Here is a 21939-nt window from a genome sequence, read left to right on the forward strand (position 1 = left end):
GTCGTTGCTGCGCTGGTTCCGGCGCACGCCTGCTCCGCTTGATGACGCCCTCTGGCAACAGACCTGCCGGGGTTGTCATTGGCTGCATGCCCTGCAGCCCGCCCAGCAAGAGCGGCTACGCGCCCTGACCGGGTTGTTCCTGCGGCACAAGACCATCACGCCGGTCGCCGGTCTGGTCCTGGACGAAGGCCAGCGCATGCTGCTGGCCGCGTTGTGCTGCCTGCCGTTGATCGAGTTCGGTGCCGAAGGCCTGCACGGCTGGTCGGAACTGGTGGTCTACCCCGATGCATTCCGGGTACGACGCCGTCATGACGATGCCATCGACGACGGCCACGAATGGGGCGTGGTACACGAATGGGACGACGAGCTGATCGGCGAGTCCTGGGACAGCGGCCCGTTGATCCTGTCCTGGGCCGACGTGCAGGCCGATATCGCCGACCCGCACGCCGGCTTCTGCGTGGCCGTGCATGAAATGGCACACAAGCTGGACGCACTGGACGGCGCCATTGACGGCACCCCGCCGCTGCCACGCGAATGGCAGCGGCAATGGGCGCACGATTTCCAGCACTGTTACGACCACTTCCGCGCGCAGGTGGACCGGGAGCAGGAGGTCACCCTCGATCCGTACGCGGCCGAAGCCCCGGAAGAGTTCTTCGCGGTGGTCAGCGAGTACCACTTCTCCGCACCCGATGTCCTGGAACAGGCGATGCCGGCAGTCGCCGCGCACCTGCGCCGGCTGTATGGCCCGTCGCCGGGCAGCGCGGCCCAAGCGCGATATTGATCGCGTGGTGATGCCTGGATTGCATCCCAGCCTGCGGTGGTCACGGCTGACGCGCCTGCCTGGGGCAACGCGATGGCGCCGTGCTCAGATGCCCGGCGGCAGGGTGACTTCGAAGCGGGCACCGCCCAGTTCGCTGGAACGGCTCACCTGCAGTTGGCCGCGGTAGGCCTTGATCAGGTCCTGCACGATCGACAGGCCGATGCCGTGGCCCTGCACGCGCTCATCGCCGCGCACGCCACGCTGCAGCACCTTGGCGATGTTCTCGTCGGCGATGCCCGGGCCGTCGTCGTCCACCGCCAGCATCAGGCCGGCACGGCGGCCGCCACCGCTGGTGATCGGCCGTGCGGTCAGCATCACGCGGCGGTTGGCCCACTTGAAGGCGTTCTCCAGCAGGTTGCCCAGCAACTCCTGCAGGTCGCCCGGCTCGCCGTAGAAACTGACGCCCGGCTCCAGCTCGAACTCGCAGAGCACGCCCTTGGCGGCGTAGACCTTCTCCAGCCCGCGCACGATCTCCTCGGCATTGGACTCGATCGGCACCGGCGCGGAGAACAGCTTGTGACCGGACGATGCCGCACGCGCCAACTGGTAGGACACCAGGTTGTTCATGCGCTGCAGCTGCACGTCCAGTTCCTCGCGCAGCTCCTGCGGGTCATTGGCACCGCTGTCCAGCTGGGTGCGCAGCACCGCCAGCGGCGTCTTCAGGCTATGCGCCAGGTCGGCCAGCGTGTTGCGCTGCCGCTCCAGGTTCTCGCGCTCGCTTTCGATGAAGGCGTTGATGCTTTCGGTCAGCGGCGCCAGCTCGCGCGGGTGCAGCTCGCTCATGCGCTCGCGCTCGCCGCGCTGCACCTTGGTCAGCTCATTGATCACGCGCTTGAGCGGGCGCAGGCTCCACTGCAGCACCAGGGTCTGCAGCAGCAACAGGATCAGGCCGGTGACGCCCAGCCAGAACCACACCGCGCCACGGAACACGCGCAGCTGCTTGCCCAGCGCGCGTGAGTCCTCCAGCACGTAGATGGTGTACGGGAATTCGGTTTCCGGGCCGCCGTCGCCGCCCCAGACCAGGCCCATGCCATAGCGGTAGACCTCGCCGGGCGTGCCGTCGATCTGGGTCATCGGCAACGGGCCTTCGAACACTTCCTCGCGCGGCTTGAGCATGCGCCCGCTGACGTCAGGCAGCATCGGGCCTTCGGCGGACATGGAATTGCCGGTGCCACCAGGCATCACCACCTGCAGGTACAGGCCGTTGCCTGGCACGTCGAAGCGGGGATCCGGCGGCTGCTCGCGGATGTACAACGAGCCGTCGCGGGTGAAATCCACGCCACCGGCATAGGCGGTGGCGTAGTTCTTCAGGCGTTCACTGAGGTTGGCTCGCGCGGTGTCGGCGAACATGGCGTCCAGTGCGTAACCGGCCAGCGCCAGGAACGCCACCAGGCCCACCGAGGCAGCCAACAGCTGGCGGGCCTGCAGGGAGCGGGGCCGCCAACGCTTCAATAGCCACTGACGGCCCGTCATACCACAACGCCCCTGGGAGGGGCTCAGCCCTCGGTACGCGGAATCGCGAACCGGTAACCGCGGCCACGCACGGTTTCGATCGGCTTGAGCTCACCGTCCGGATCCAGCTTCTTGCGCAGGCGGCCGATGAACACTTCAAGCACGTTCGAGTCGCGGTCGAAATCCTGCTGGTAGATGTGCTCGGTGAGGTCGGCCTTGGAGACCAGTTCACCGGCATGCATCATCAGGTATTCGAGGACCTTGTACTCGTAGCTGGTCAGGTCGACGTTGCTGCCGCTGACGCTGACGGTCTGTGCCGCCAGGTCCAGCGCGACCGGGCCGCATTCCAGGGTCGGCTTGGACCAGCCGGCGGCGCGGCGCAGCAGCGCGTTGACGCGGGCCAGCAGCTCTTCGACGTGGAACGGCTTGACCAGGTAGTCGTCGGCGCCCTGCTTCAGGCCCTCGACCTTGTCCTGCCAGCTCGAACGGGCGGTCAGGATCAGCACCGGGAACTTCTTGCCTTCATCGCGCAGCGCCTTGATCAGCTCCATGCCGGACATCTTCGGCAGGCCCAGATCGATGATGCCCACGTCGAACGGCACTTCGCGGCCCATGTACAGGCCTTCCTCGCCATCCTGTGCCGCATCCACTGCGAAACCTTCGCGCTTCAGGCGGGCTGCAAGGGTTTCCCGCAGCGGGGCTTCGTCTTCAACCAGAAGGATACGCATGAACTCTCCCTAGTAACTTGGGCCGGCACCTGCCGGCATTTTGATGCGGAACGCGTAGCGATTATCGCTGTTCAGGAGTTATCGCCGCGTGGTGGCTGGTCATCGGACCGCGGCGGCCGGGGAGCAGCCCGCGACGGCGAAGGGTCGTCCATGTAACGGACCCGACCGCGGTCATCCATGTACTTGACGCGGTTGATGTCGCGCCCATCGTACGGCACGCGCTCGGCACCGAGAATGCGCCCGCCGGTTTCGCGCTGTACCCGGCGCACGGCGTCGGACAGGGAGCGGTCGTTGGCCGGACGCCCACGCTCGGCCACCATCTGGGCCCGGGCCGGCTCCGCACGCGGCGGCGGCTCGGCCGACGCGGCGACCACGCCCGGACCTGCCACGGTCAACGTGGCGGCGAGGGTGATCTGCAGACGACGACGAAAGTGCGGATGCATGGGAACGATCCTAACGGACTGCGGGGCAACGTTCAAAATTCGTAAAAGGCGACGTTGAAAATTTTTCCCGGCCCTTACGAAATCACGGCAAATTCTTGATTTTTGGGAGTGAATCCGGTCTGAACCCTGCCCGCTCCCGCGCCGCTCATTCAGCAAAATGACCGGATAAATTGCCGCCTTTCTGCCCGGCCGCGCACCCTCAGGCGACGCGTTCGGCCTGGTCGCGGGTGACCTGCAGTGCCTGCTCGATCAGGCCCCAGTCGGCACCGGGACGGTGGGCGCCTTCGCTGAGGACCTGGCGGAACGCCCGCCCGGTTGGGCATGGAACAGGCCCAGCAGGTGCTTGCTGATGTGCTTGAGCGACAGTCCGTCGGCCAACCGAGCCTCCACGTAGGGCCGCATCTGCAGCAGCAGCTCCTCGCGCGTGCGCACCGCGGCACCGGTCTGGGCGGCCTCCAGCGCGTGCAGCACGTAGGGGTCGTGGTAGGCGGCGCGGCCCAGCATCACCCCATCCACGTGCTGCAGATGCGCCTGCGCGGCCTCGACGCTGGCAATGCCGCCATTGAGCGCCACCGGCAGGTCCGGGCGTTCGCGCTTGAGCCGGTACGCCCAGTCGTAGCGCAGCGGCGGGATCTCCCGGTTCTCCTTCGGCGACAGGCCCTGCAGCCACGCATTGCGGGCGTGCACCACCACCATCGCCGCGCCGGCCTGCACCTGGCGGTCGACGAACCCGGCGAAGCGGTCGTACTCGTTGTCCTCATCCACGCCCAGCCGGCACTTGACCGTCACCGGGATGTCCACCGCCGCGACCATGGCCGCCACGCAGTCGCCGACCAGCTCCGGCTCGCGCATCAGGCAGGCGCCGAAGCGCCCGGCCTGGACCCGGTCGGAGGGGCAGCCGCAGTTGAGGTTGATCTCGTCATAGCCCCAGTCGGCGGCGATCCGGGCCGCCGCGGCCAACGCGGCCGGCTCGCTGCCCCCCAGCTGCAGCGCCAGCGGGTGTTCGCAGCGGTCAAAGCCGAGCAGCCGCTCGCGGTCGCCGTGGATCACCGCATTGGCGTGCACCATCTCGGTGTACAGCCGCGCGTCCGGCGCGAGGATGCGGTGGAAGACCCGGCAATGGCGGTCCGTCCAGTCCATCATCGGGGCAACCGAGAGCCTCAAACCCTCCAGAACGTAGGGCTGACGGGGCTTGGCGGCTTGCGGAGCGGTCATTTCGGCCTGCTGCATTTGTCTAGTGTTTCTGCGGGTTTCCGGGCATTGCCTCATCGGCAGTGCTACATCCAGTGCTACAGAATTCGACTTGTAGCACCATGGGATCGATCCTAGCCAGGAAGCGCGCCAACGGCGCCACATCTTACACGGCGACTATCCGGCTCAAGTCCGAAGGAAAGCTCGTGCACCGGGAATCAGAGACGTTCCCCCTCAAAGACTCTGGTGAAAGAATGGCTCACCCCCCGTGAAGCGGAGCTTGCCGGTCAGCGCGCTCGGGGGGAGACCGTGGGGGTGCGCATGACCGTCGCCCAGATGTTCACCTGGTATTCCGCGCAAATGGCCGCCGACAATCCATGGGGCGCTCAAAGACCGCCGATCTCGCCCGAATCCTCGCCAGCGACCTGGGCGATAACCGCGTGGATCGCCTGACCCAAGGCGATTTCATTGCGTACGTGCAACAGCGCCGGAAGGCGGGTGCCGGCCCGGCCACCGCGGGCAACGATCTCAATATGGCTCCGACAAGTGTTCCGCTCCGCTCGCGTGGCCCTGCGGGCACCCGTGCGCCTCCAGGAGCTGGACGATACCGCTGAGTACCTGCGCCAAAAATCGCCGGGCGCAATCAAGGTGGACAACGGTAGCGAGTTCGCCGGGAAGGTAATGGATCGATGGGCTTATGAGAACAGCATGGAGCTGGATTTTTCCCGACGCGGCACGCCGACAGACAACGCGCTTGTAGAAAGCTTCAACGGTCGCCTTCGGCAGGAGTGCCTGAATGAGCATTGGTTCTTGTCACTGGCCGACGCGCGAAGCAAGATCGAAGGGTGGCGGCGCTTCTATAACGAGGAACGTCCCCACAGTGCACTAGGATGGAAAACCCCAGAGGAGTTCGCCCTGAAACACGGGTCCCATGCGAACTCCAGGGTGCCGTGGAACGCCGGATTTTCTACTTTGAAATGCACCGGGAATTGGGGGTGTGTCAGGCGGCCAAATGTCCGGCCTCAGTTCCGTTAGGGAGACGACGCCTCCGCTTTCAGCGTGGAGCAGTCGCACCAGGCCGCCATCGAAGCGTTGGCCCTTGCTCAACGCCTTGCGCAGATAGCCGATGGCTGTGCCCCAACGCGCGGCGTAGGCCGCCTGATCCGCCTGGATGAGGGTCGAGAGGTGGGCACGAAGGGTGTCCATAGGCGTCAAAATTTATCCCCGAGTACACCGAAAACAATACCCGTAGGTCAGCTACTTGCAGGTAACTTCCTTTCAGGCTTCTCATATGACCAAAGGCTGATCGCCTCATATGACCAAAGCTGATCGCCGCCGCGAACTCCTTCGCCACCTCATCCAGGAGCGCTTTTCTGGCGTATCGGCCCGCTTCGCCGATGCCGTTGGGATTACGCCTTCGTACGTGTCACGGATGCTGTACCCAGAGGGCAAGGCCGGTGCAAAGCGCGTCGGCGAGGACTCCATCGAGAAGATCGAACAGGCGCTCGGTATCCCCGGTTACTTCGCCGGCGCCGGCGTTGACTCCGAAGTAACAATCTCAATCCCGGCGACACGCGAAGGCTACGTTCACGTCCAGCAATTGGACGCGACTGCCGGCATGGGGGATAGGGTGGAGAACTTGAACAATCCGGACGTGATCCGTGCAATCGACTTCGAGCCCGGCTACATCCGCAGCATTGTCGGCTTCGTGCCTGCGCCCGGCCGGCTGCGGCTTATTACCGGTAACGGCGACTCCATGCAACCTGTGATTCAGCCGGGCGATGCCGTGGTGGTGGACACGGGCATCACTTCGTTCGACGGTGACGGCATCTATCTGATCAACATGGGCAACGACCAGCAGATCAAGCGCCTTCTTGATCGTGGAGTTATCCATGCCGCCAACGACAACAAGAGCTATGATGCCCCCCTTCCACATTCCGGAAGGAACATTGATCGGTGGAAAGGTATACCTGCGGAACAGGATCGAGCGGTTCAACTGACGGAATAGTTGCAAGAAACAGGGGGGAACTTAGATGGCTCTAGTTGCATGCATTGAGTGCGGGCATCAGGTGAGTGACCAAGCGGAGAGCTGCCCTAATTGCGGCCACCCGCTACGGCAGCGGCTAGGAACGCCGCCTCCGTTCCAGCCGGCGTCAGCGGTGCCGCCGGCCCCTAAACCCGTTCGCTCTTCAAGCGGCCCAATGTTGGTCCTGGGCGGGTTGATTCTGCTTGTAGTCGTTTACTGCCTGGTGATCGGTGGAAAGCAGACGAGCACCCACGCTCCCGCGCCTGCAGCAGTGCCCCGCATCACCGCCGCCCAGTTGCTCATTGACGCCAAGAATGAAGCCAGGCCAGCGTCAGCTCGCGTTCTCTCAGCGGAGCAACTTGTCTCCAATCACAAAGGCACTCCGGAAGAAAAGGTAGCGCTTGAACTACTGCCCGAGTTGCGCGAAATGGTGCGGAAGGAGAACGTCGGGAAGCAGTGGATGTATACGTCGCACACTGACGACATGACTAGCAAGACCACAGTGGAAGCAAGCGTTTACAGCACCAATACCCACGAGTTCGACTTCCCATACAGGGGGCCGCAGCATGCAACCCTCGCCCTCCGAAAGCACCCCCGCTACGGGAACGATGTGATCTTCTCCATTGAACGTGGACAGCTGCAGTGCGGAAGCTACTCAGGCTGCGACGTTATGGTTCGCTTTGGCGACGCGGAGCCGCGCAGGTATAGCGCGACGGGCCCAGAGGACAATTCAACCGAAACACTTTTCATCCGGGGGTACGCTGACTTTGTTCGCCGGATGCAGTCCGCGGAAGTTGTGCGCATCCAAGCCAACACCTTCCGGCAAGGCGCGCCGTCCTGGGAGTTCGACGTCAGCGGATTCAACCCCGACAAGATGAAATAGCACCGAGCCGAATCTCCAGCATCCCAAGCCCCGCTCCAGCGGGGCTTCTCTTTGGCCTACTGAAAAATACTTACCCGAAGGTATTGCGTTGCGGACATACCCATGGGTGATCCATGTCCCGCCCCGCGACACACCCATCCGGGAAGGGGCTGGAGACTCGGATCATGGCTACCGCCCGCCAGTCCTGGCACAGCAGATACCGTGCCGCACGCTCGGCCTACAAGATGCGGGGCGCCTTCGAGCGCAACCACCCCAGCGGTGACACCCCGGCATTCCTGCTCGAATCCATCGGGGCATGCCCCCTCTTTAAGCCCACCCGCCTCCACGGCGATGTGCTCGGCTGGTTCACCGCCAACGGTGCCCGGCCTCTCCACAAGTTCCGCATGGCGCATCTCGCCGGCCGCGTGCGCCTGCCCGGCGCTCGCATTGGCGGTGCGGCGTGAGCAGGGTGGATGTGCTCGATGACTTCGCTCGCGCCGAAGGTCAGGCCCGCATGTTCGCGGGGCTGGCTGGTGACCCGCAAGCGAAGCGACTTCTCAAGGATCTGGCTGAAGCAAACACAGCCGTCGCGGAGCTGCTTGAGGCTGCCGAGGCGGTTGCGCGTATCCAGATCAATCGCCACACGCCGGCCAATGACCTGGGCAAGACAAAGCAAGTGCGCCTACGAGCGGCCATCGTGCGTGCAACAGGTGGCGCCGCATGATCCGCGCCCTCCTCGCCTCCCTGCTGCTCGCCCTGGGCGGCTGCGCCGCTCCCACGATTCCGGCACCGGCCCCCGAAACCCGGACCGCCGGCGACGTAACCGTCCCCGCTGACCTGGTGATCTCCAGCCCGCGCATCTGCGCCGCGCTCGCGGTCTACGAGCTTGCCGACCATGACGATTGGGGCCTGCGCGCCACTATCGCGGGAACCGCGCTCAACGGCTTCCGCGGCGCTGGCCGCGTGCCCGACTGCGCTGCAGGTGTCGCCATCGCGTTGACTGATGGCTTCTCCGCCCGTCGTTGGCAGGAAGCACTCGACGCCGTGGATGCCGTCACCAGCGGCTCCTACTCCGTTCCCCTCGCATGCGCCCGGGCAGATGCCGTGGTCCCCCTCTCTAAGGCGGACGCCCGGGCGCACTGCGTCATCTATGACCTCGCTTTCGTGGGCACCCAGCCGTGAAGGGCGACAAGAAATCCCTCCTGGACCTCCTGCTGTTCGCCGCGATTGCGGCGGCGGCGCTGGTCGCCATCTGCGCTCCGCTCGCCATCAGCTCCTAAGGAGATCGATATGCAACGCATGGTCAGCCACGCGGAACCCCTCCTGCCCTGCAGCAAGGGACACGCCGCGCGCCACATCCACGACCTTCGCCGCGCCTCCGCCGGCGGCGGCCACGGAATCGAATGCTCCTGCAGCCATACGGCCCGCCATCCCGACTTTGAACGGGCATTGGCCGAGTGGGAGCTGATGCACGGCCAGCCAGCAAGGCCCAAGCGCGTTCGTCGCAGTGCGCCGGCGCTGGCCTTCCCCCCGCAGATGCAGCTCTGTCTCTGAGGCCCTTATGACCCATGCCGCACAGTGCGAAAGGCTGCTCACGGCGCTGTCCAACCGCGCCATGACGGCAGTGGAAATTTTCTAGGAACTCGGCATCTACCGCGCCAGCGCGCGGGTGCACGACCTGCGGGCGGACGGCCATGTCATCCATTCCACCCGCATCACCGTCCACAACAAGTTCGGAGAGCCCTGTCTCGTCGCCCAGTACAGCATCCCGACGAAACAGAAGCTCCTCATTCCGTTGATGCCGGGCCGCGCCCGGTACAGCCACCGCCCAAGCCGCAAGGAGCCCAGCGCGTGAACGACAAGACCTCAGATGACCGCGCACAGCGCGCGATCCCCGCCATGACCGGAGCCGTCAATCTGCTCAACAAGCTGCTAGGCAGCGGCGACATCAAGGCGAGCCACAAGGCCCGCTTGCGCACCGTCCTGGCGTACATCACGGACATGCAGCAGCGCGAGAGTGAGCCCCCCCGCAGCGCAGGAGGCGGATTCTCGCGCTCGGTTTGAGGCGTGGGCGGTTGCGCAGAATGGCCCGAGCAGGAGCGCGCGTGATGGGCGAGTTTCACATCAGTAAGGCACTCGTGATAGCCCTGCGCAGGCTGGCTCACGGACAGAAAGGGTTGGATGAGGAGGCGTACCGCGCGCACGTGCGGGCAGTTGGGTGCGAAAGCACTCTCGACCTCACGCGGGAGCAGCACCAAGCACTGCTGCAGCGCCTGTTCGCGCTTCCGGATAGACAGGCCAGCGCGCGGCAATGAATGCCACGACCGACCAGGGGGACGCCTACGGGTTCAAAGCCCGCTGGATGGCAGAGAAAAACCGCGAGGCCGCAGATGCAGCGCGCGTCGCTTACAACTTCCCGCCCTCAGTACGAGAGGAACGGGTGAACTACTACCTGGCCGAGGCTGACCGATGGGATGCCTTGGCCGATCAAGGCCAGCAAGGAGACACCCCATGACCAACACCACTACCGTCTTCCTGCTACTGGCAGAGTTCGGGACCGGACACATCCCCTTGGAGAAGTGCTGCCATCACTTCGGCATGAAGCCAGAAGAAGCGAACCGGCGCGCTTCGCGCCAGTCGCTCCCAGTCCCGGTCTTCCGGCTTGGCAGCCAGAAGTCGCCATGGCTGGTAGCTGTAGACGACCTCGCCGCGTTCATCGACTCCCGCCGGCGCGAAGCTTCGAAGAACTGGCAGCGGACTCACCTAGTCTAGCTCGGCCCGAGAAGCCCCAATGAGGTCTACATCACCGATAGTGGGATAGACTACAAAGCTCGGTAAAATCATGCTAAGCCCCCGGAAATTCAGATACTAAATGGCTTTTATCACACCACTCAGATATCCGGGAGGCAAAGGTCGCCTTGGCCATTGGCTCGCAGACGTCGTGCGAGCCAACGGCCTTACTGGCGGTGAGTACATCGAGCCATATGCAGGTGGTGCAGGTGCTGCCTTGTATCTGCTCCAGCAGGATCTGGTGGCGAGGATCCATATCAACGACATAGACCCGATCATCTACACCTTTTGGCAGTGCGCTGTCGATGACTCAAAGAGACTTGCGGATATGGTCAGAGCCGCGACCGTCACGATTGCAGCGCGCGAAACCGCAAAGCAGATTGTCAGAAACTTCGAAGGCCACGAGCCGCTTCAAGTAGCGTACTCAGCATTTCTTCTCAATCGTACAAGCCGGTCCGGCATTCTGCGCGGGGGCCCAATCGGCGGGCGAACTCAAGCTGGAAAGTACAAACTTGATGCGCGGTTCAATCGTGACGGGCTAGCGCAACGAATCGAAGCTATAGGAAGCTATCGCAAGAGAATCAAGGTAACCAATATCGACGCTCTTGATCTTCTTTCTGAGCCCACGAGAAGAAAGAAACGACTGACTTATTGCGACCCACCTTATTATGTGAAAGGAAAGCAGCTTTACACTAATTACTACCACGAGGCCGATCATAGGAAAGTGGCGGATCAAGTATTAAGGCTAAAAACACCATGGATTGTCACCTACGACGATCACCCCGATATTGTCAGCTTGTACGAATGCGCTTCCTCGTTGCGATTTCAACTTCACTACTCAACCCATATGAAGCGACCAAAGGCGACGGAATTGATGTTTCACGGCAATCTAAAGCTGCCGGTCAATCCGTACCTTCACCGTTGACGGGAGCACTCGCTGTAGGAAAGAGATCCAACTGGTAAGCGGAATTTGTGAGCTTAAATCTCACACGTTGATCTGCGCCGGAGCGCTGGAGCAGCACCTCAAATCTCATTGGATGACTATGACCCAGCTGCGTCGCGAGATCGAAAGACTGTCGGGCGAGCTTGAATTCAGTAGCGTAAGCCGGCATGGAGAAAGTGAGCAGGCGCTCGAGATCACCGCCTTGTGCCCTCTTGTCGATGTTGACTCCTGGATCATATGACGGCAGAGAACTTACCTCTCGTATCACTGCTCCTGACTTAGGACCAGTGACGAGCTCACCGCTAGTTGGAGTAGATAAACGAGTATTCAGGAGCATGACGCCCTCTCGAAACCCTCCACGCTTCTTCTTCTTCGCGTCTCTTAGCGCCTCAACCTCAGATCGTGCCAACCCGAGTGCATCTTCCAAGGCATGAAGAACTTCAATTACGTCCGCGATTTCCTCACTCATGGCCTCGGTGCTCTTGGCATCCATGACCTCAAAGGCTTCTTCCACCAATTTGTTCTTGAGTGCAGCCAATAGGGCTTCACCCTCTAGCTTTGCGACCTCTGCCGACTCGCCATGTGCTTCGATCTTTTCAGGAATTTTATCCCTGACAAGTTTATTAAACTCGATCGTTTCGTCATCGGTGGCGAAGGCATCAACACAAACCACGCCGATTCCGTCTCTCTTAAGTGTGTAATACACGTGCGAAAGAAGACCGCCGCGAAGCTCGACTATATAGCCATTCTCTTTTGCCACGGCGGATAGTCGTTCAATGAACTTCTGATCTCGAACAATGCCAGTCTCCTCTGGCTCGATTGCGATTCTTGTTGCCCCGCCAGCACCCCTTGCAATCAATTCATCAAGATCAGCAGAAGTCTTTATCGTCCGCGTCTCACCCGGTTTAGTTGCTCTCGAGATCTCGGACGAGACTCCAGCTTCCTGCACTGGAGTCCAGGGCTCGTGATACCAGGGCAGCACCTGATCAGCCTGCACTTGGTCAACTAGACCTATGAACCACATAACCACGACCGGATGCTGAGCCTCAATAGCAATACGCCGCGAGGTGTGTGCAATCTCTCTGACCCAACCATTCTTCCCTACGCTCGAACCCCAATCGTGGGGATTCGCAACCGAATGAATCACCCATTTTCCGCTAGCATCTGGCGCAATGAACTTTTCTTTATATCGCTCCCTTTGCCCCACAATGCGAACGCTTTCGCCGGGTTTTTTGCTGTCGTTGACGTCAGCCACGTCAACATCGAAAACATCGAAAACATCGAAAACATCGTGAGGAAAATAGTACAGCCCCTCTGGAATACCCCACAGTGATTCAATGCGCACTCGTCGGCGATCAGGGTATGCCAAGCACCATGCAGACGAAACGGCCGGCAGAAAATGATGGCCTATCAGAGCCAGGCCTGCATCCTCGACATTAATTTCTGAAAGGCGCTCGGGAAGCACCTCAAGCAACCAGCTCTTCGCCTCTTCACTCGAGCGCAGTTCGTCGCTTCGCGGAAGCATTTGACGTTTTTCAGCAGGGATGCCGGTCCCATCCGTCCGAAGAACCAACGGAGCTTTACACAACAGTTTCAGATCGTGCTCGAGATCCTCTGTGATCTCAGACCGAAGAACTAGCGCCTTTATTAGACTCTGATCGTTCAAAATGAAGAAGGGCGGCATCGCATACCCTAGATCCCTATATACCCTCGCATTCTTCAATTTCCCATAGTTGGAAAAATCTGGTGCCGAAGCTTTCCTAAAGCAACGAAGACCAGCTAGATCACCAACTTCCGAAACATATTTCTTTGCTAGATCGCTGGGTACGACGCCAGCCAAATCTTTGGCTTCTTCACATTGGACGATCCAGATTCGCAAGCCGTCCCACACCCACTCCAAATGTAAGCGCCGAATTCCCGCCCAAGCAGCCACGCCCCTCAATACGCGATATAGGTTTGCCCTCAAGTCACAAGCTAGCGGCGCCCCCCCATCCTCGACTGATCTCCAACGCCTTACCGCAACCGAGCCTGACTCGGCCAAGTGCCCCAAACTTGGCTCTATTTCGGCCACCCAATCTCTCGACTTCCTTGCAATTCGGCGTTCATTCGAGAGATGTCCTTTTGCTTGGGTACGGATCTTCCTCTGGATAATGAAGTGAACCTTCTGCAACTTTCTCGCTTCTTTTAAAGCATCAGATTCCAGTAGCCTCCCCAACACCTCAACAATAGTCTCGATACGGGCTTCTTCGCTGCAAAGTGCGCCACGTTCATCGATGCCCTCTTTCGTTCCACTTGACCTAACGTAAAGGGGTTCCCTCGCGTCGAGGCCAGCAAACTGCGCTGCTTTGACGAGCCTATTTTCGTCGGGCAACACCCCATCTTCTATGCAAAAAAAAGGAGGCACCCATTCGACAGGGAGCGGCAGCAAACCATAGGCCTTAACCCCGATCAGCTCGGACGTGAGACTATCGGCAGCGCACTCACAATCCTGGGCAGCACCCACAACATAAACAGAAGATCGGCCGATTCCTCCCATATGCAGACGCTAAGATCTCTTCTGTGAGGGATGCGCACCAAATAAGGTCTCCGCAACTTCCTGCATCTTCCCCGACGCCCTGTCCGCGAAGTAGCCGACAATGAAACCCAGCGCAACAAACGAAGAGCTGGAACCAGCCGAAGAAGTCGCGAAGCCGAATATCCCGGCATCTGTCAATGCGCCGGTAGCGAGTGCTAGTCCAGCCGAAAGAAGCGGGGAGGTGTAGCGCCAAATTGCACGATCCTGATTCCAGTATCCTCGGGCTACAACCTTGTACAAGTACTTGAGCCCGAACATGGAGCCGCCGAGCAAACCTGAAAAGAACATGTACATGTATTTTCTAAGAGTACCCGGGCCACATCCCTCGCAGGTGCTCTGAACAAAATCAATAATGCCACCATGCCATGTCACGAGAAGCCCAATCAGGGCTAGCATGATGATACAAACTACGAAAACACTCTCAATGAGTATGAGCTTCCGAGCAGTTTTATCGGGATATCTAGTCTCCCAATGAAATCGCTCGCGCTCGTCATCATTCAGGACCTCATCTTCCGGGCCTGGTGCAACGGACCCTTCATCTCGTCGGCCTCGCTGCTTGCCGACCTTCATTCGCTCTTGCAGCAAACTCTTCCGTCGCCTTGGACGAACCTTCCCTGGCAATGTCACGACTTAGGCCACCCGTGAAATCAAGCCTACGTCATGACTCAACGAGATCGCCGTGCTGGCAGCGATCTCAAGTCGAGGGAATTCCTTGTAGTCATACTCATCAGGGCATCCCAAATGAGATGCAATAATTCTCCGGAAGAATTGCGATCTACCTGCCTGCAAAGTGGTTACGAGGCCAGTGGTTTCCCTACCGTTGTACCGGTCAGCCACGAAGAGGTATTCATTACCTCCTACTACTTGAGCCAGATCAGCTAGTCGAACCGTGTCCCAAGCTAAACTCGAATCGGCTTCGACTGCAGCGTCAGCGAGAGCGAAAGAGAGCGGCACCAAATGGAGATGCGCGTGTGCGGTTCCACAGCTCGTCGCCGAATCGGCAGCTATACTGCCATGCTCGAATGCAAGAACCGGTCCGTACATGCTCTCAATGCGACTAACAGCTGCTTCCACGAACTTGTAGAAATCCGCATTCTCAAGATGGTCGACCAAGTTGTAGCTGTGCTTCTTGGGCACGATTAGTGACCAACCAGGAACAAGAGCACCAATGGACGCTATTGCGTAGTAGTGGTCATCTTCCAGCCACGGCTTATCAACCAGCGAAGCCGTGGAGGCCTTAGCGCCAATTGAGCAAAAGCGACATGCGTCGGTCATGTGAACACTGGACATAGCAACCTCCTAGTACAACTAGATCATAGTATCCATTAGGACATCCACATAGCGCCACCTGCGTTGCCAATGCGCAGCGCTACCAGCGGTGGCACAGCAATGCTACAAGGCCCCAATGTACCGACTTAAACTATTGATTTACATAAATATAGATACAGCGTCAATCCAGTCCATCATCGGGGCGACGGACAGGCGCAGCGAGGCGGCATAGCGTTGCGTGTCGCGGGCGGACGGCGCGGGGGACGGGTTTTCGGCTTGCTCGGTTACGGCCATCGGGGAATCACGTCGTGGTCTGGCGCGGCGGCGTGGGCACCGGCCGATCCGTTCAGGTGGCGGGACGGCCGGGGCCAGCCGCTCTTACGTTGGCGGGGCACAGTGGCATGCGGACAACCTCCGCTGTCTGATCCCGCCCTTGTCGCAAGAGCCCCGCCGTGTCCGCCGATGCTTCCTCCGTTCCCCGCTCCGAGCTGCTGGCTGGCCTGTCCGAGGCCCAGCGCGACAGCATCCTGGCGCAGATGCGTCGGCTGGCGCTGCGCAAGGGCGACCACCTGGTGCGGCAGGGCGATACGGCCGACCACGTGTACTACGTGGTACGGGGCCGCTTCGAGGTGCTGCTGGACGGCCGCCACCTGGTGGCCGAGATCGGCGCGGGCGAACCGGTCGGCGAGATCGCCTTCTTCGGCGGGCTGACCCGCACCGCCGACGTGGTGGCCAGCCGCGACTCGGAGGTGCTGGAACTCAGCCGCGAGAGCTTCGACCGCTTGTCCGCGGCGCAGCCGGACTTCACCCAGTCCATCCTGCGCACGCTGGGACGGCGGCTGGCGGCGACCACCTCGGCCGCCGCAACCCTGGCCCCACGCACCGCCGATGCGATCGGCCTGTGCCCGGCCGGTGGCGCACCGGTACCCGAAGCCCTGGTCGCGCAGCTGCTGCAGGCGCTGCGCGACAACGTGCCACGGGTGACCGTGCTGCGCGCGCATGACCTGCCCGCCGGGCTGGAGACCGCCGACGAGCAGCAGCTGTCGCGCTGGCTGGGCTTGCAGGAGTCGGACGGCGGCAAGCTGCTGCTGGTCGCCGGTGACGGCCATGCCGGCTGGGACCGCGTGGCATTGCGCCACTGCGACCAGCTGCTGCTGTGCGGCCGGCTGGACGAGGCCCGCCAGGACACCGTGCCGTTGGGCACGCTGGAAGCCTATGCGTTGCCGCTGTTCCGCCCGCGCCAGGTCGGCCTGCTGCTGTGGCGCGAACATGCCAGCGAGCCCATCGCCGGCACCGCACATTGGCTGCAGCAGCGCCTGCTGCACCTGCACCACCATGTCGCCCTGGACAGCCCCGCGCACCTCGGCCGCGTCGCGCGCCTGCTCAGCGGCCATGCGCTGGGCGCGGTCCTTGGCGGTGGCGGCGCGCTGGGGGCCGGCCACATCGGTACGTTGCGGGCGCTGAGCGAAGCCGGCGTGGAACTGGACATCATCGGCGGCACTTCGATCGGCTCGGTGGTCGCGCGCGCCTATGCCGCCGGTGACGATGCCGCGCGGATGATGGCCGACTACGACCAGTTCTTCCTGCAGCGCAAGGCGCTGGGCCGCTTCACCCTGCCCTGGTACAGCCTGCTCGACCACCGCCACCTGGATGCCTGCATGCACGACCAGCTGGGCGACTCACGGCTGGAAGACCTGCCGATCAACTGCTTCGCGGTGGGTGCCAACCTGTCCACCAACGAGTTGGAGGTGGTGCGCCACGGCCTGACCCGCGATGCACTGCGCATCTCCACCGCCATCCCCGTCGCGCTGCCGCCGTGGATCAGCGCGCAGGGCCACGTCCTGGTCGACGGCGGGGTGATGAACAACGTGCCGGTGTCGGTGATGCGCGCGATCAAGAGCGGCCCCAACCTGATCTCGATGCTGTCCTCCGACGACGAGTGGCGCGTCAGCAGCGCCTACGCGCAGGTGCCCTCGCGGCTGTCGTTGGCCTGGCAGCTGCTGACTGGCCGACGCAAGGGCGATGACTTCCCGCGCATCGGCGTGGTGGCCGCGCGCTCGATGCAGATCACCTCCGGGCGCATGCTGCGCGGTGCCGGGCGTGGCAACGACCTGCTGCTCAAGCCGCCGACGGTGCCGGGCATGGGCCTGCTGAACTTCAAGCTGGGCCGTGCGCAGGAGCAGGCCGGCTACGAATACACGCGCCGATTGCTGGACCGCATCGATGGGCTGGTTGGCCTGCGCGCCTGGCAGCGCGGCGAAACGGTACCGGCGCTGGAGGAGTAAGGGCGCGCTCAGGGCAGCGCGGGCACCCAGGCCAGCAGCCCCAACCAGATGAACTTGCACACCACGTGCAGCAACTGGTCGACGTTGTAGCTGATGCGATGGCCGCATTTCAGGTCATCGATCAGCATGTGGCTCAGCGCTTCCAGCACGCCCAGCACGATGCTGCCGGTGATCACGCCTACCGCACCGCCGTGGATCACCGCATGCGCGCCCAGTGCCTGGTACCACGGCACACCGGGGACCGGCGCGAAACGGTTCTTGGCCTTGGCCAGGAACTCGCCCTGCAGCGGGTAGTCGGCCAATGCGTGGCCGACGATCAACAGGGTCAAGGTCTGCAGCAGTGCGTGGGAATCCATTGGCAACCTGCCTCGGGCTGAAGGTGGAGTCTGGCACTACTTGGAGGTGGCCGTGAAGATGCCATCCCACCCCTCGGGTGGTTGGTCCAGCAGGTGCTCGAGGCGTTGCGCGTACAGCGCGTGCAGGGCCTGCAACGGCCGTGCCGCCGGCGCGTCGCCCAGTGCCTGCAACAGCACCCGCGCCTGCTGGAAATCCCCCTGCCGGTAGCTGGTCAACATGGCCGCGTGGTGCCGGGCCAGCGCCAGGAAGGCAGCGTCGGCCGCGTGGCGGGCATCGCCCAGCAGCGCATGCAGCACCACCGGCTCGACGCGCCCCACCACACGCACGCGGTCGACCTCGACGAAGGCCAGGTCCGCGGCCTGCGCGCGCACCGCCTCGGTCACCAGCACGGTGACGCCGTAGAACTTGGTCAGGCCTTCCACGCGCGAGGCCAGGTTGACCGTGTCGCCGATGGCCGAATACGAGAAGCGCTGCTGCGAGCCCAGGTTGCCGACGCAGGCATCGCCACAATGCAGGCCGACGCCGATGCGGAGCGCGCTGTCGCGGGTCCGGTTGAGTGCGGCCACCGCATCGGCCATGCCCAGGGCGGCCAGGCAGGCCTTGCGCGGATGGTCGGCGATATCCACCGGGGCGTTCCAGAACGCCATGATGGCGTCGCCGATGTACTTGTCGATGGTGGCCTCGTGCGCCAGCAGTACATCGGTCATCGGCGTGAGGTAGTGGTTGAGCAGCGCGGTGAGCGCGTCGGGGCTGAGCTGCTCCGACAACGTGGTGAAGCCGCGGATGTCGGAGAACAGCACCGTGATCTGCCGGGTCTGGCCGCCGAGCTGCAACGCCTGCGCATCCTGTGACAGGCGCTCGACCAGGGCCGGCGACAGGTAGCGTGCGAACGCGGTGCGCACGAAGCGTTTCTCGCGGTTACCCAGGAACAACAACGCCGGCATCATGGTCAGGAACACCACCAGCAGGCATAGCAGGCCAGGCAGCGGATCGAGCAGCATCGCGTGGCTGCGGTAGGCCCACCACGCGCCGCCGAACACGCCGCCCACCAGCACCAGCAGTGCCAGCGACGACAGCACCGGCCGCCCCAGGCGCAGCACTGCGAGCAACAGCAGCGTAGCGACCACCGCCGCCAGCACCTCGGCACCGCGTGCCCAGTCCGGGCGTTGCAGGAACTGCTGGTTCAACGCCTGGTCGATCAGCTCGGCATGCACGTTGACACCCGGTTCTGCCGCGACGCGCGGCGTGGCGACGATGTCGCGCAGGCCGATCGCCGAGGTGCCGATCAACACGATGCGGCCCTCGACCTTGTCGGCCAGTGCGGCGCCATCGTCCTGCAACAGCTGCCAGGCCGGGATCACGGTCATGTGCGGCATGCCGGAGAAATGCACGCGGAAGCGGCCATCGGCCATGACCGGAAGCTCCAGCACCCCGACCCGTACCGAGGTCATCGCCACCGGGCCAGCCCCCACCTCCCCGCTCGCGTCGCTGGAGCGCAGCGTCAGCCCCGATGCGCCCTGGGCGACGCGCAGGGCCTCCACGCCGAGGCCCGGGTACACCTGGCCGGCCGCGACCGCGGCCAGCGGCAAGGTGCGGATGATGTTGTCGCGCGCCGGCGGGAACGAGAAGCTGCCGATACCGCTGGCCGCGTCGGTCAGCGCCGGCAGGTTCGGCAAGCCACCGCGTGTGGCATCCAGGTAATCACGCGGGTCACTGCCGGCAAACGACAGGCCTGCCACCGGCGGCAGTAGCGTGCGCCCGCCTTCGTCTGACAGCGCCACGCCCATCACCACCGGATTGCGTGCGATGGACGCGGCGAACAACGCGTCGTTGTCCAGTACCGCCCCGGCCGGAACCTGCACTTCGATGCCCTGCGCACGCAGCCGTTGCAGCTGCGGGCCGAGCGAGGTGCGGTCCGGCTCGGTGAACACCATGTCGAAGGCGATGGCGGCCGCGCCCATGCCACCGAGCACATCCACCGCCTGGCCGATGCGGTCACGCGGCCATGGCCATTGGCCGATGCGCTGCAGCGAGGCTTCGTCGATGTCGATCACCACCACGCCCGGGTCGGCGGTGGCCGCCCGGGGAGCGGCGCGCTGGAACGCGTCGAAGACCAGGTCGGCCAGGCGCGAGAAGCCGTCGCGGAAGGTGATGTCCAACGTCAACGCGAGCAGCAGCATGGCCACGCCGGCCAGCAGCAGCCGGAATCGGCGTGGGCGTTCACCAGAGTACGGGCGCGTGGCCAGAACGGGCGACCTCAAAGGCCGTTGGGCGGCGCATCGCCGGTCTTGTCACCGGCGAAGACGCCGCTGGCCGACCAGCTGCCATCGCTGCCCCAGAACGTGCCCAGCATCGCCGCCGCCGGATCGGTGCCGTCACTGGCGAAACCAGCCGAATACTCGCCGTAGAAACCGCTGTTGGCATCCATGCCGAGCGAGCCGCTGAACGCCCCGTCCGGCATGCCGGACATGAGCTGGTCCAGGTTGAGTGCGTTGTCGCCGAAGCTGCGCCCATCGAAGTTGGCGATCTGCAGGCTGCCGGTGCCGCTGCCGAAATCCACCGTGGCGGTGAAGTCACCGGTCACGCCGGTGGTGACCACGCCGTTGTCCGACACGCTGCCGATCGCGGTGCCCGCATAGCTGGCGATGACGTCGGTCGGCAGTTCGGCCAGCGGCGTGAGCTGGCCGATGATCCAGTAGCCGTTCTGGGCCGAGTAGGTGGTGCCATTGGCCGCCACGTCCGCCGACCACTGCCCCCAGCTCAGGTAGTCGCAATCGCACAGGGCGTTGCTGTCACCGACCACCTGTGCGTCACCCTCGCCGGTGGTCACCCCATAACTCAGGTCGTGCAGGTAGTCCCCGCTGCCGGTGAACGCTGCCCCTTCCCAGGTCCGCGGGGCGATGCGCGCTGTCACCGTGCCGCCATCCGGGTCGAACTGGAATTCGGCGCTGCCCGGCTGCAACGGCGAGCCGCCACCGAGGCCGCCGGCAAAGCCCTGCAGGCTGCCGGAGAAGGTTCGGGTTGGGGCGGGATCCACAGGATCTACCGGATCTACCGGATCTACCGGATCTACCGGATCTACGGGATCCACGGGATCTACGGGATCCACGGGATCTACGGGATCCACGGGATCCACGGGGTCCACGGGGTCCACGGGGTCCACGGGGTCCACGGGATCCACGGGATCTACGGGATCTACGGGATCTACGGGATCTACGGGATCCACAGGATCCACGGGATCTACGGGATCTACGGGATCTACAGGATCTACAGGATCTACAGGATCTACGGGATCTACAGGATCTACAGGATCTACGGGATCCACAGGATCTACGGGATCTACGGGATCTACAGGATCCACCGGCGGCCGCTGTTCGATGCCTGTCTCGATCAGGGACTGGCCCACGCTGGTGGCCGGTGCAGCGGTGGGCAGTACAAGCAGTGCCAGCAGCGGATCGACCCCCGGCACACCCAGCTCCGGTGCCATCGGGCCGCCGCTGAAGCCGGCCATGTGATTGGGTTGTGCGTCCAGCCCGCCGGTGAGCTGGCTGCCCGCCGGTGCCGCCGGCAGTGCAGCCGCCGGGTCCACGGGCATGCCCATCACCGGAAGCAGCGTGGCGCCCATGCCGTTGGATGCGAACGAGGTCCCCGGCTGGTGCAACGCGACCGGCGTGCCCTGGTTGGGTGCGAACGTGGCACCGATACCGAACTCGAAATCGCCGCGGGCGCTGCCGGCACAGCCGGCCGGCGCGTCATCCACGCACAGCCCGAGGATGCCGCCACGGATGCCCGCCACGCCAACCGGTGTCTTCACCGTCACGCCATCGGCGCTCTTGGAAGCGGCGCCGCCGATGAAGCGCATGACCCCGCGCGACATGCTGCCGGCCAGGCGGGCCGTGCCCTTGTCGGGGTCGTACACGAAGTGGTCGATCACCAGCGACGAGCGCGGCCCGATGGTGAAGCTGGAACCGTCCACCAGCAGCACCTGCACCACGCCCTTCGCGTCGGTCTGGAAACGCTGGTCGCGCACCACGTTGTCCCCCAGCCGCACCACCTGCAGCGGCGCGTTGCCGGAGCGGCTGCGCGCATCGGGCGCGACTGCCGCGGCCACGCCCACTTTCTCGGCATGCGCCACCGCCGACGCACCAAGCGCCAGGCCAATCGCCACTACCAGGGGAAGGGAAATACGCATGCCCAT

Annotated in this window: 22 protein-coding genes and 3 pseudogenes; 15 read left to right on the plus strand and 10 right to left on the minus strand. The window is 63.4% G+C overall.

The features are described 5' to 3' along the window. Positions 1–4 precede the first annotated feature (4 nt). The gene (locus ACIPR8_RS08945; protein WP_446540794.1) at positions 5–781 is read left to right on the plus strand and encodes a M90 family metallopeptidase; all 777 of its coding nucleotides are present in this window, start codon (positions 5–7) and stop codon (positions 779–781) included. A gap of 84 nt (positions 782–865) precedes the next feature. Here ACIPR8_RS08945 and ACIPR8_RS08950 read toward each other — a convergent pair whose 3' ends face one another. From ACIPR8_RS08950 to dusA, 4 genes and pseudogenes are all read right to left on the minus strand, one after another. Next, positions 866–2293 carry an ATP-binding protein gene (locus tag ACIPR8_RS08950; protein ID WP_192286927.1) on the minus strand — a complete coding sequence of 476 codons (1428 nt, stop codon included), beginning with the start codon at positions 2291–2293 and terminating at the stop codon, positions 866–868. Between the two features lie 23 nt (positions 2294–2316). Further along, complete coding sequence (locus ACIPR8_RS08955) at positions 2317–3000, minus strand: response regulator transcription factor (protein WP_003469280.1); 684 nt, start codon at positions 2998–3000, stop codon at positions 2317–2319. Positions 3001–3071: 71 nt separating this feature from the next. Then, a complete protein-coding gene (locus tag ACIPR8_RS08960) occupies positions 3072–3320 on the minus strand; it encodes a PepSY domain-containing protein (RefSeq protein ID WP_132866029.1) in 249 nt (82 codons plus the stop codon). 322 nt (positions 3321–3642) lie between these two features. Next, a pseudogene (dusA, locus tag ACIPR8_RS08965) lies at positions 3643–4658 on the minus strand (tRNA dihydrouridine(20/20a) synthase DusA). Between the two features lie 609 nt (positions 4659–5267). Between dusA and ACIPR8_RS08970 the strand changes: the two are divergent. The 13 genes and pseudogenes from ACIPR8_RS08970 to ACIPR8_RS09030 all read left to right on the plus strand — a co-directional run. Continuing rightward, a pseudogene (locus ACIPR8_RS08970) lies at positions 5268–5552 on the plus strand (integrase core domain-containing protein); the annotation flags it as partial. A gap of 397 nt (positions 5553–5949) precedes the next feature. Then, positions 5950–6642, plus strand: coding sequence for a S24 family peptidase (locus ACIPR8_RS08975; RefSeq protein ID WP_446540795.1), 693 nt, complete (start codon positions 5950–5952; stop codon positions 6640–6642). 25 nt (positions 6643–6667) lie between these two features. Beyond that, positions 6668–6742 (plus strand): annotated as a pseudogene (locus ACIPR8_RS08980) (zinc ribbon domain-containing protein); the annotation flags it as partial. Between the two features lie 93 nt (positions 6743–6835). Next, positions 6836–7543 (plus strand): hypothetical protein, encoded by a 708-nt coding sequence (locus tag ACIPR8_RS08985; RefSeq protein WP_446541065.1) that lies wholly within the window; start codon positions 6836–6838, stop codon positions 7541–7543. Positions 7544–7707: 164 nt separating this feature from the next. Further along, positions 7708–7986 carry a hypothetical protein gene (locus ACIPR8_RS08990; protein ID WP_313253262.1) on the plus strand — a complete coding sequence of 93 codons (279 nt, stop codon included), beginning with the start codon at positions 7708–7710 and terminating at the stop codon, positions 7984–7986. 11 nt (positions 7987–7997) lie between these two features. Beyond that, the gene (locus ACIPR8_RS08995) at positions 7998–8246 is read left to right on the plus strand and encodes a hypothetical protein (RefSeq protein ID WP_446540796.1); all 249 of its coding nucleotides are present in this window, start codon (positions 7998–8000) and stop codon (positions 8244–8246) included. Next, positions 8243–8704, plus strand: a complete 462-nt coding sequence (locus ACIPR8_RS09000; RefSeq protein ID WP_446540797.1) for a hypothetical protein — start codon at positions 8243–8245, stop codon at positions 8702–8704. The genes ACIPR8_RS08995 and ACIPR8_RS09000 overlap by 4 nt, the downstream gene beginning before the upstream one ends. Positions 8705–8812: 108 nt before the next feature. Beyond that, a complete protein-coding gene (locus tag ACIPR8_RS09005; protein ID WP_446540798.1) occupies positions 8813–9076 on the plus strand; it encodes a hypothetical protein in 264 nt (87 codons plus the stop codon). Between the two features lie 94 nt (positions 9077–9170). Beyond that, positions 9171–9377, plus strand: a complete 207-nt coding sequence (locus tag ACIPR8_RS09010; protein WP_446541057.1) for a helix-turn-helix domain-containing protein — start codon at positions 9171–9173, stop codon at positions 9375–9377. Beyond that, positions 9374–9586, plus strand: a complete 213-nt coding sequence (locus ACIPR8_RS09015; protein WP_446540799.1) for a hypothetical protein — start codon at positions 9374–9376, stop codon at positions 9584–9586. Before ACIPR8_RS09010 ends, ACIPR8_RS09015 begins: the two co-directional genes overlap by 4 nt. A 247-nt stretch (positions 9587–9833) precedes the next feature. Then, positions 9834–10037 carry a hypothetical protein gene (locus ACIPR8_RS09020; protein ID WP_446540800.1) on the plus strand — a complete coding sequence of 68 codons (204 nt, stop codon included), beginning with the start codon at positions 9834–9836 and terminating at the stop codon, positions 10035–10037. Then, the gene (locus ACIPR8_RS09025; RefSeq protein ID WP_446540801.1) at positions 10034–10294 is read left to right on the plus strand and encodes a pyocin activator PrtN family protein; all 261 of its coding nucleotides are present in this window, start codon (positions 10034–10036) and stop codon (positions 10292–10294) included. The genes ACIPR8_RS09020 and ACIPR8_RS09025 overlap by 4 nt, the downstream gene beginning before the upstream one ends. Before the next feature lie 100 nt (positions 10295–10394). Beyond that, complete coding sequence (locus tag ACIPR8_RS09030; RefSeq protein ID WP_446540802.1) at positions 10395–11237, plus strand: DNA adenine methylase; 843 nt, start codon at positions 10395–10397, stop codon at positions 11235–11237. Here the strand turns inward: ACIPR8_RS09030 and ACIPR8_RS09035 are convergent. From ACIPR8_RS09035 to ACIPR8_RS09045, 3 genes are read right to left on the minus strand one after another with little or no spacing between them, the layout of a single operon-like run. Further along, complete coding sequence (locus ACIPR8_RS09035; RefSeq protein WP_446540803.1) at positions 11215–13791, minus strand: hypothetical protein; 2577 nt, start codon at positions 13789–13791, stop codon at positions 11215–11217. The two genes, ACIPR8_RS09030 and ACIPR8_RS09035, sit on opposite strands and share 23 nt — an antisense overlap. A gap of 9 nt (positions 13792–13800) precedes the next feature. Beyond that, positions 13801–14400, minus strand: a complete 600-nt coding sequence (locus tag ACIPR8_RS09040; protein WP_446540804.1) for a hypothetical protein — start codon at positions 14398–14400, stop codon at positions 13801–13803. Between the two features lie 60 nt (positions 14401–14460). Beyond that, a complete protein-coding gene (locus ACIPR8_RS09045; RefSeq protein ID WP_446540805.1) occupies positions 14461–15120 on the minus strand; it encodes an HIT family protein in 660 nt (219 codons plus the stop codon). A 431-nt stretch (positions 15121–15551) separates the two neighbouring features. On the opposite strand from ACIPR8_RS09045, the gene ACIPR8_RS09050 reads away from it, so the two are divergent. After that, positions 15552–17384 carry a patatin-like phospholipase family protein gene (locus tag ACIPR8_RS09050; RefSeq protein ID WP_446540806.1) on the plus strand — a complete coding sequence of 611 codons (1833 nt, stop codon included), beginning with the start codon at positions 15552–15554 and terminating at the stop codon, positions 17382–17384. An 8-nt stretch (positions 17385–17392) separates the two neighbouring features. Here ACIPR8_RS09050 and ACIPR8_RS09055 read toward each other — a convergent pair whose 3' ends face one another. From ACIPR8_RS09055 to ACIPR8_RS09065, 3 genes are read right to left on the minus strand one after another with little or no spacing between them, the layout of a single operon-like run. Next, positions 17393–17740 carry a DUF3307 domain-containing protein gene (locus ACIPR8_RS09055; protein ID WP_192286932.1) on the minus strand — a complete coding sequence of 116 codons (348 nt, stop codon included), beginning with the start codon at positions 17738–17740 and terminating at the stop codon, positions 17393–17395. Between the two features lie 36 nt (positions 17741–17776). Beyond that, the gene (locus ACIPR8_RS09060; RefSeq protein WP_446540807.1) at positions 17777–20002 is read right to left on the minus strand and encodes a CHASE2 domain-containing protein; all 2226 of its coding nucleotides are present in this window, start codon (positions 20000–20002) and stop codon (positions 17777–17779) included. After that, positions 19999–21933, minus strand: a complete 1935-nt coding sequence (locus tag ACIPR8_RS09065) for a FecR domain-containing protein (protein ID WP_446540808.1) — start codon at positions 21931–21933, stop codon at positions 19999–20001. Before ACIPR8_RS09065 ends, ACIPR8_RS09060 begins: the two co-directional genes overlap by 4 nt. Positions 21934–21939 lie beyond the last annotated feature (6 nt).

The organism is Stenotrophomonas sp. LARHCG68 (assembly GCF_052871705.1).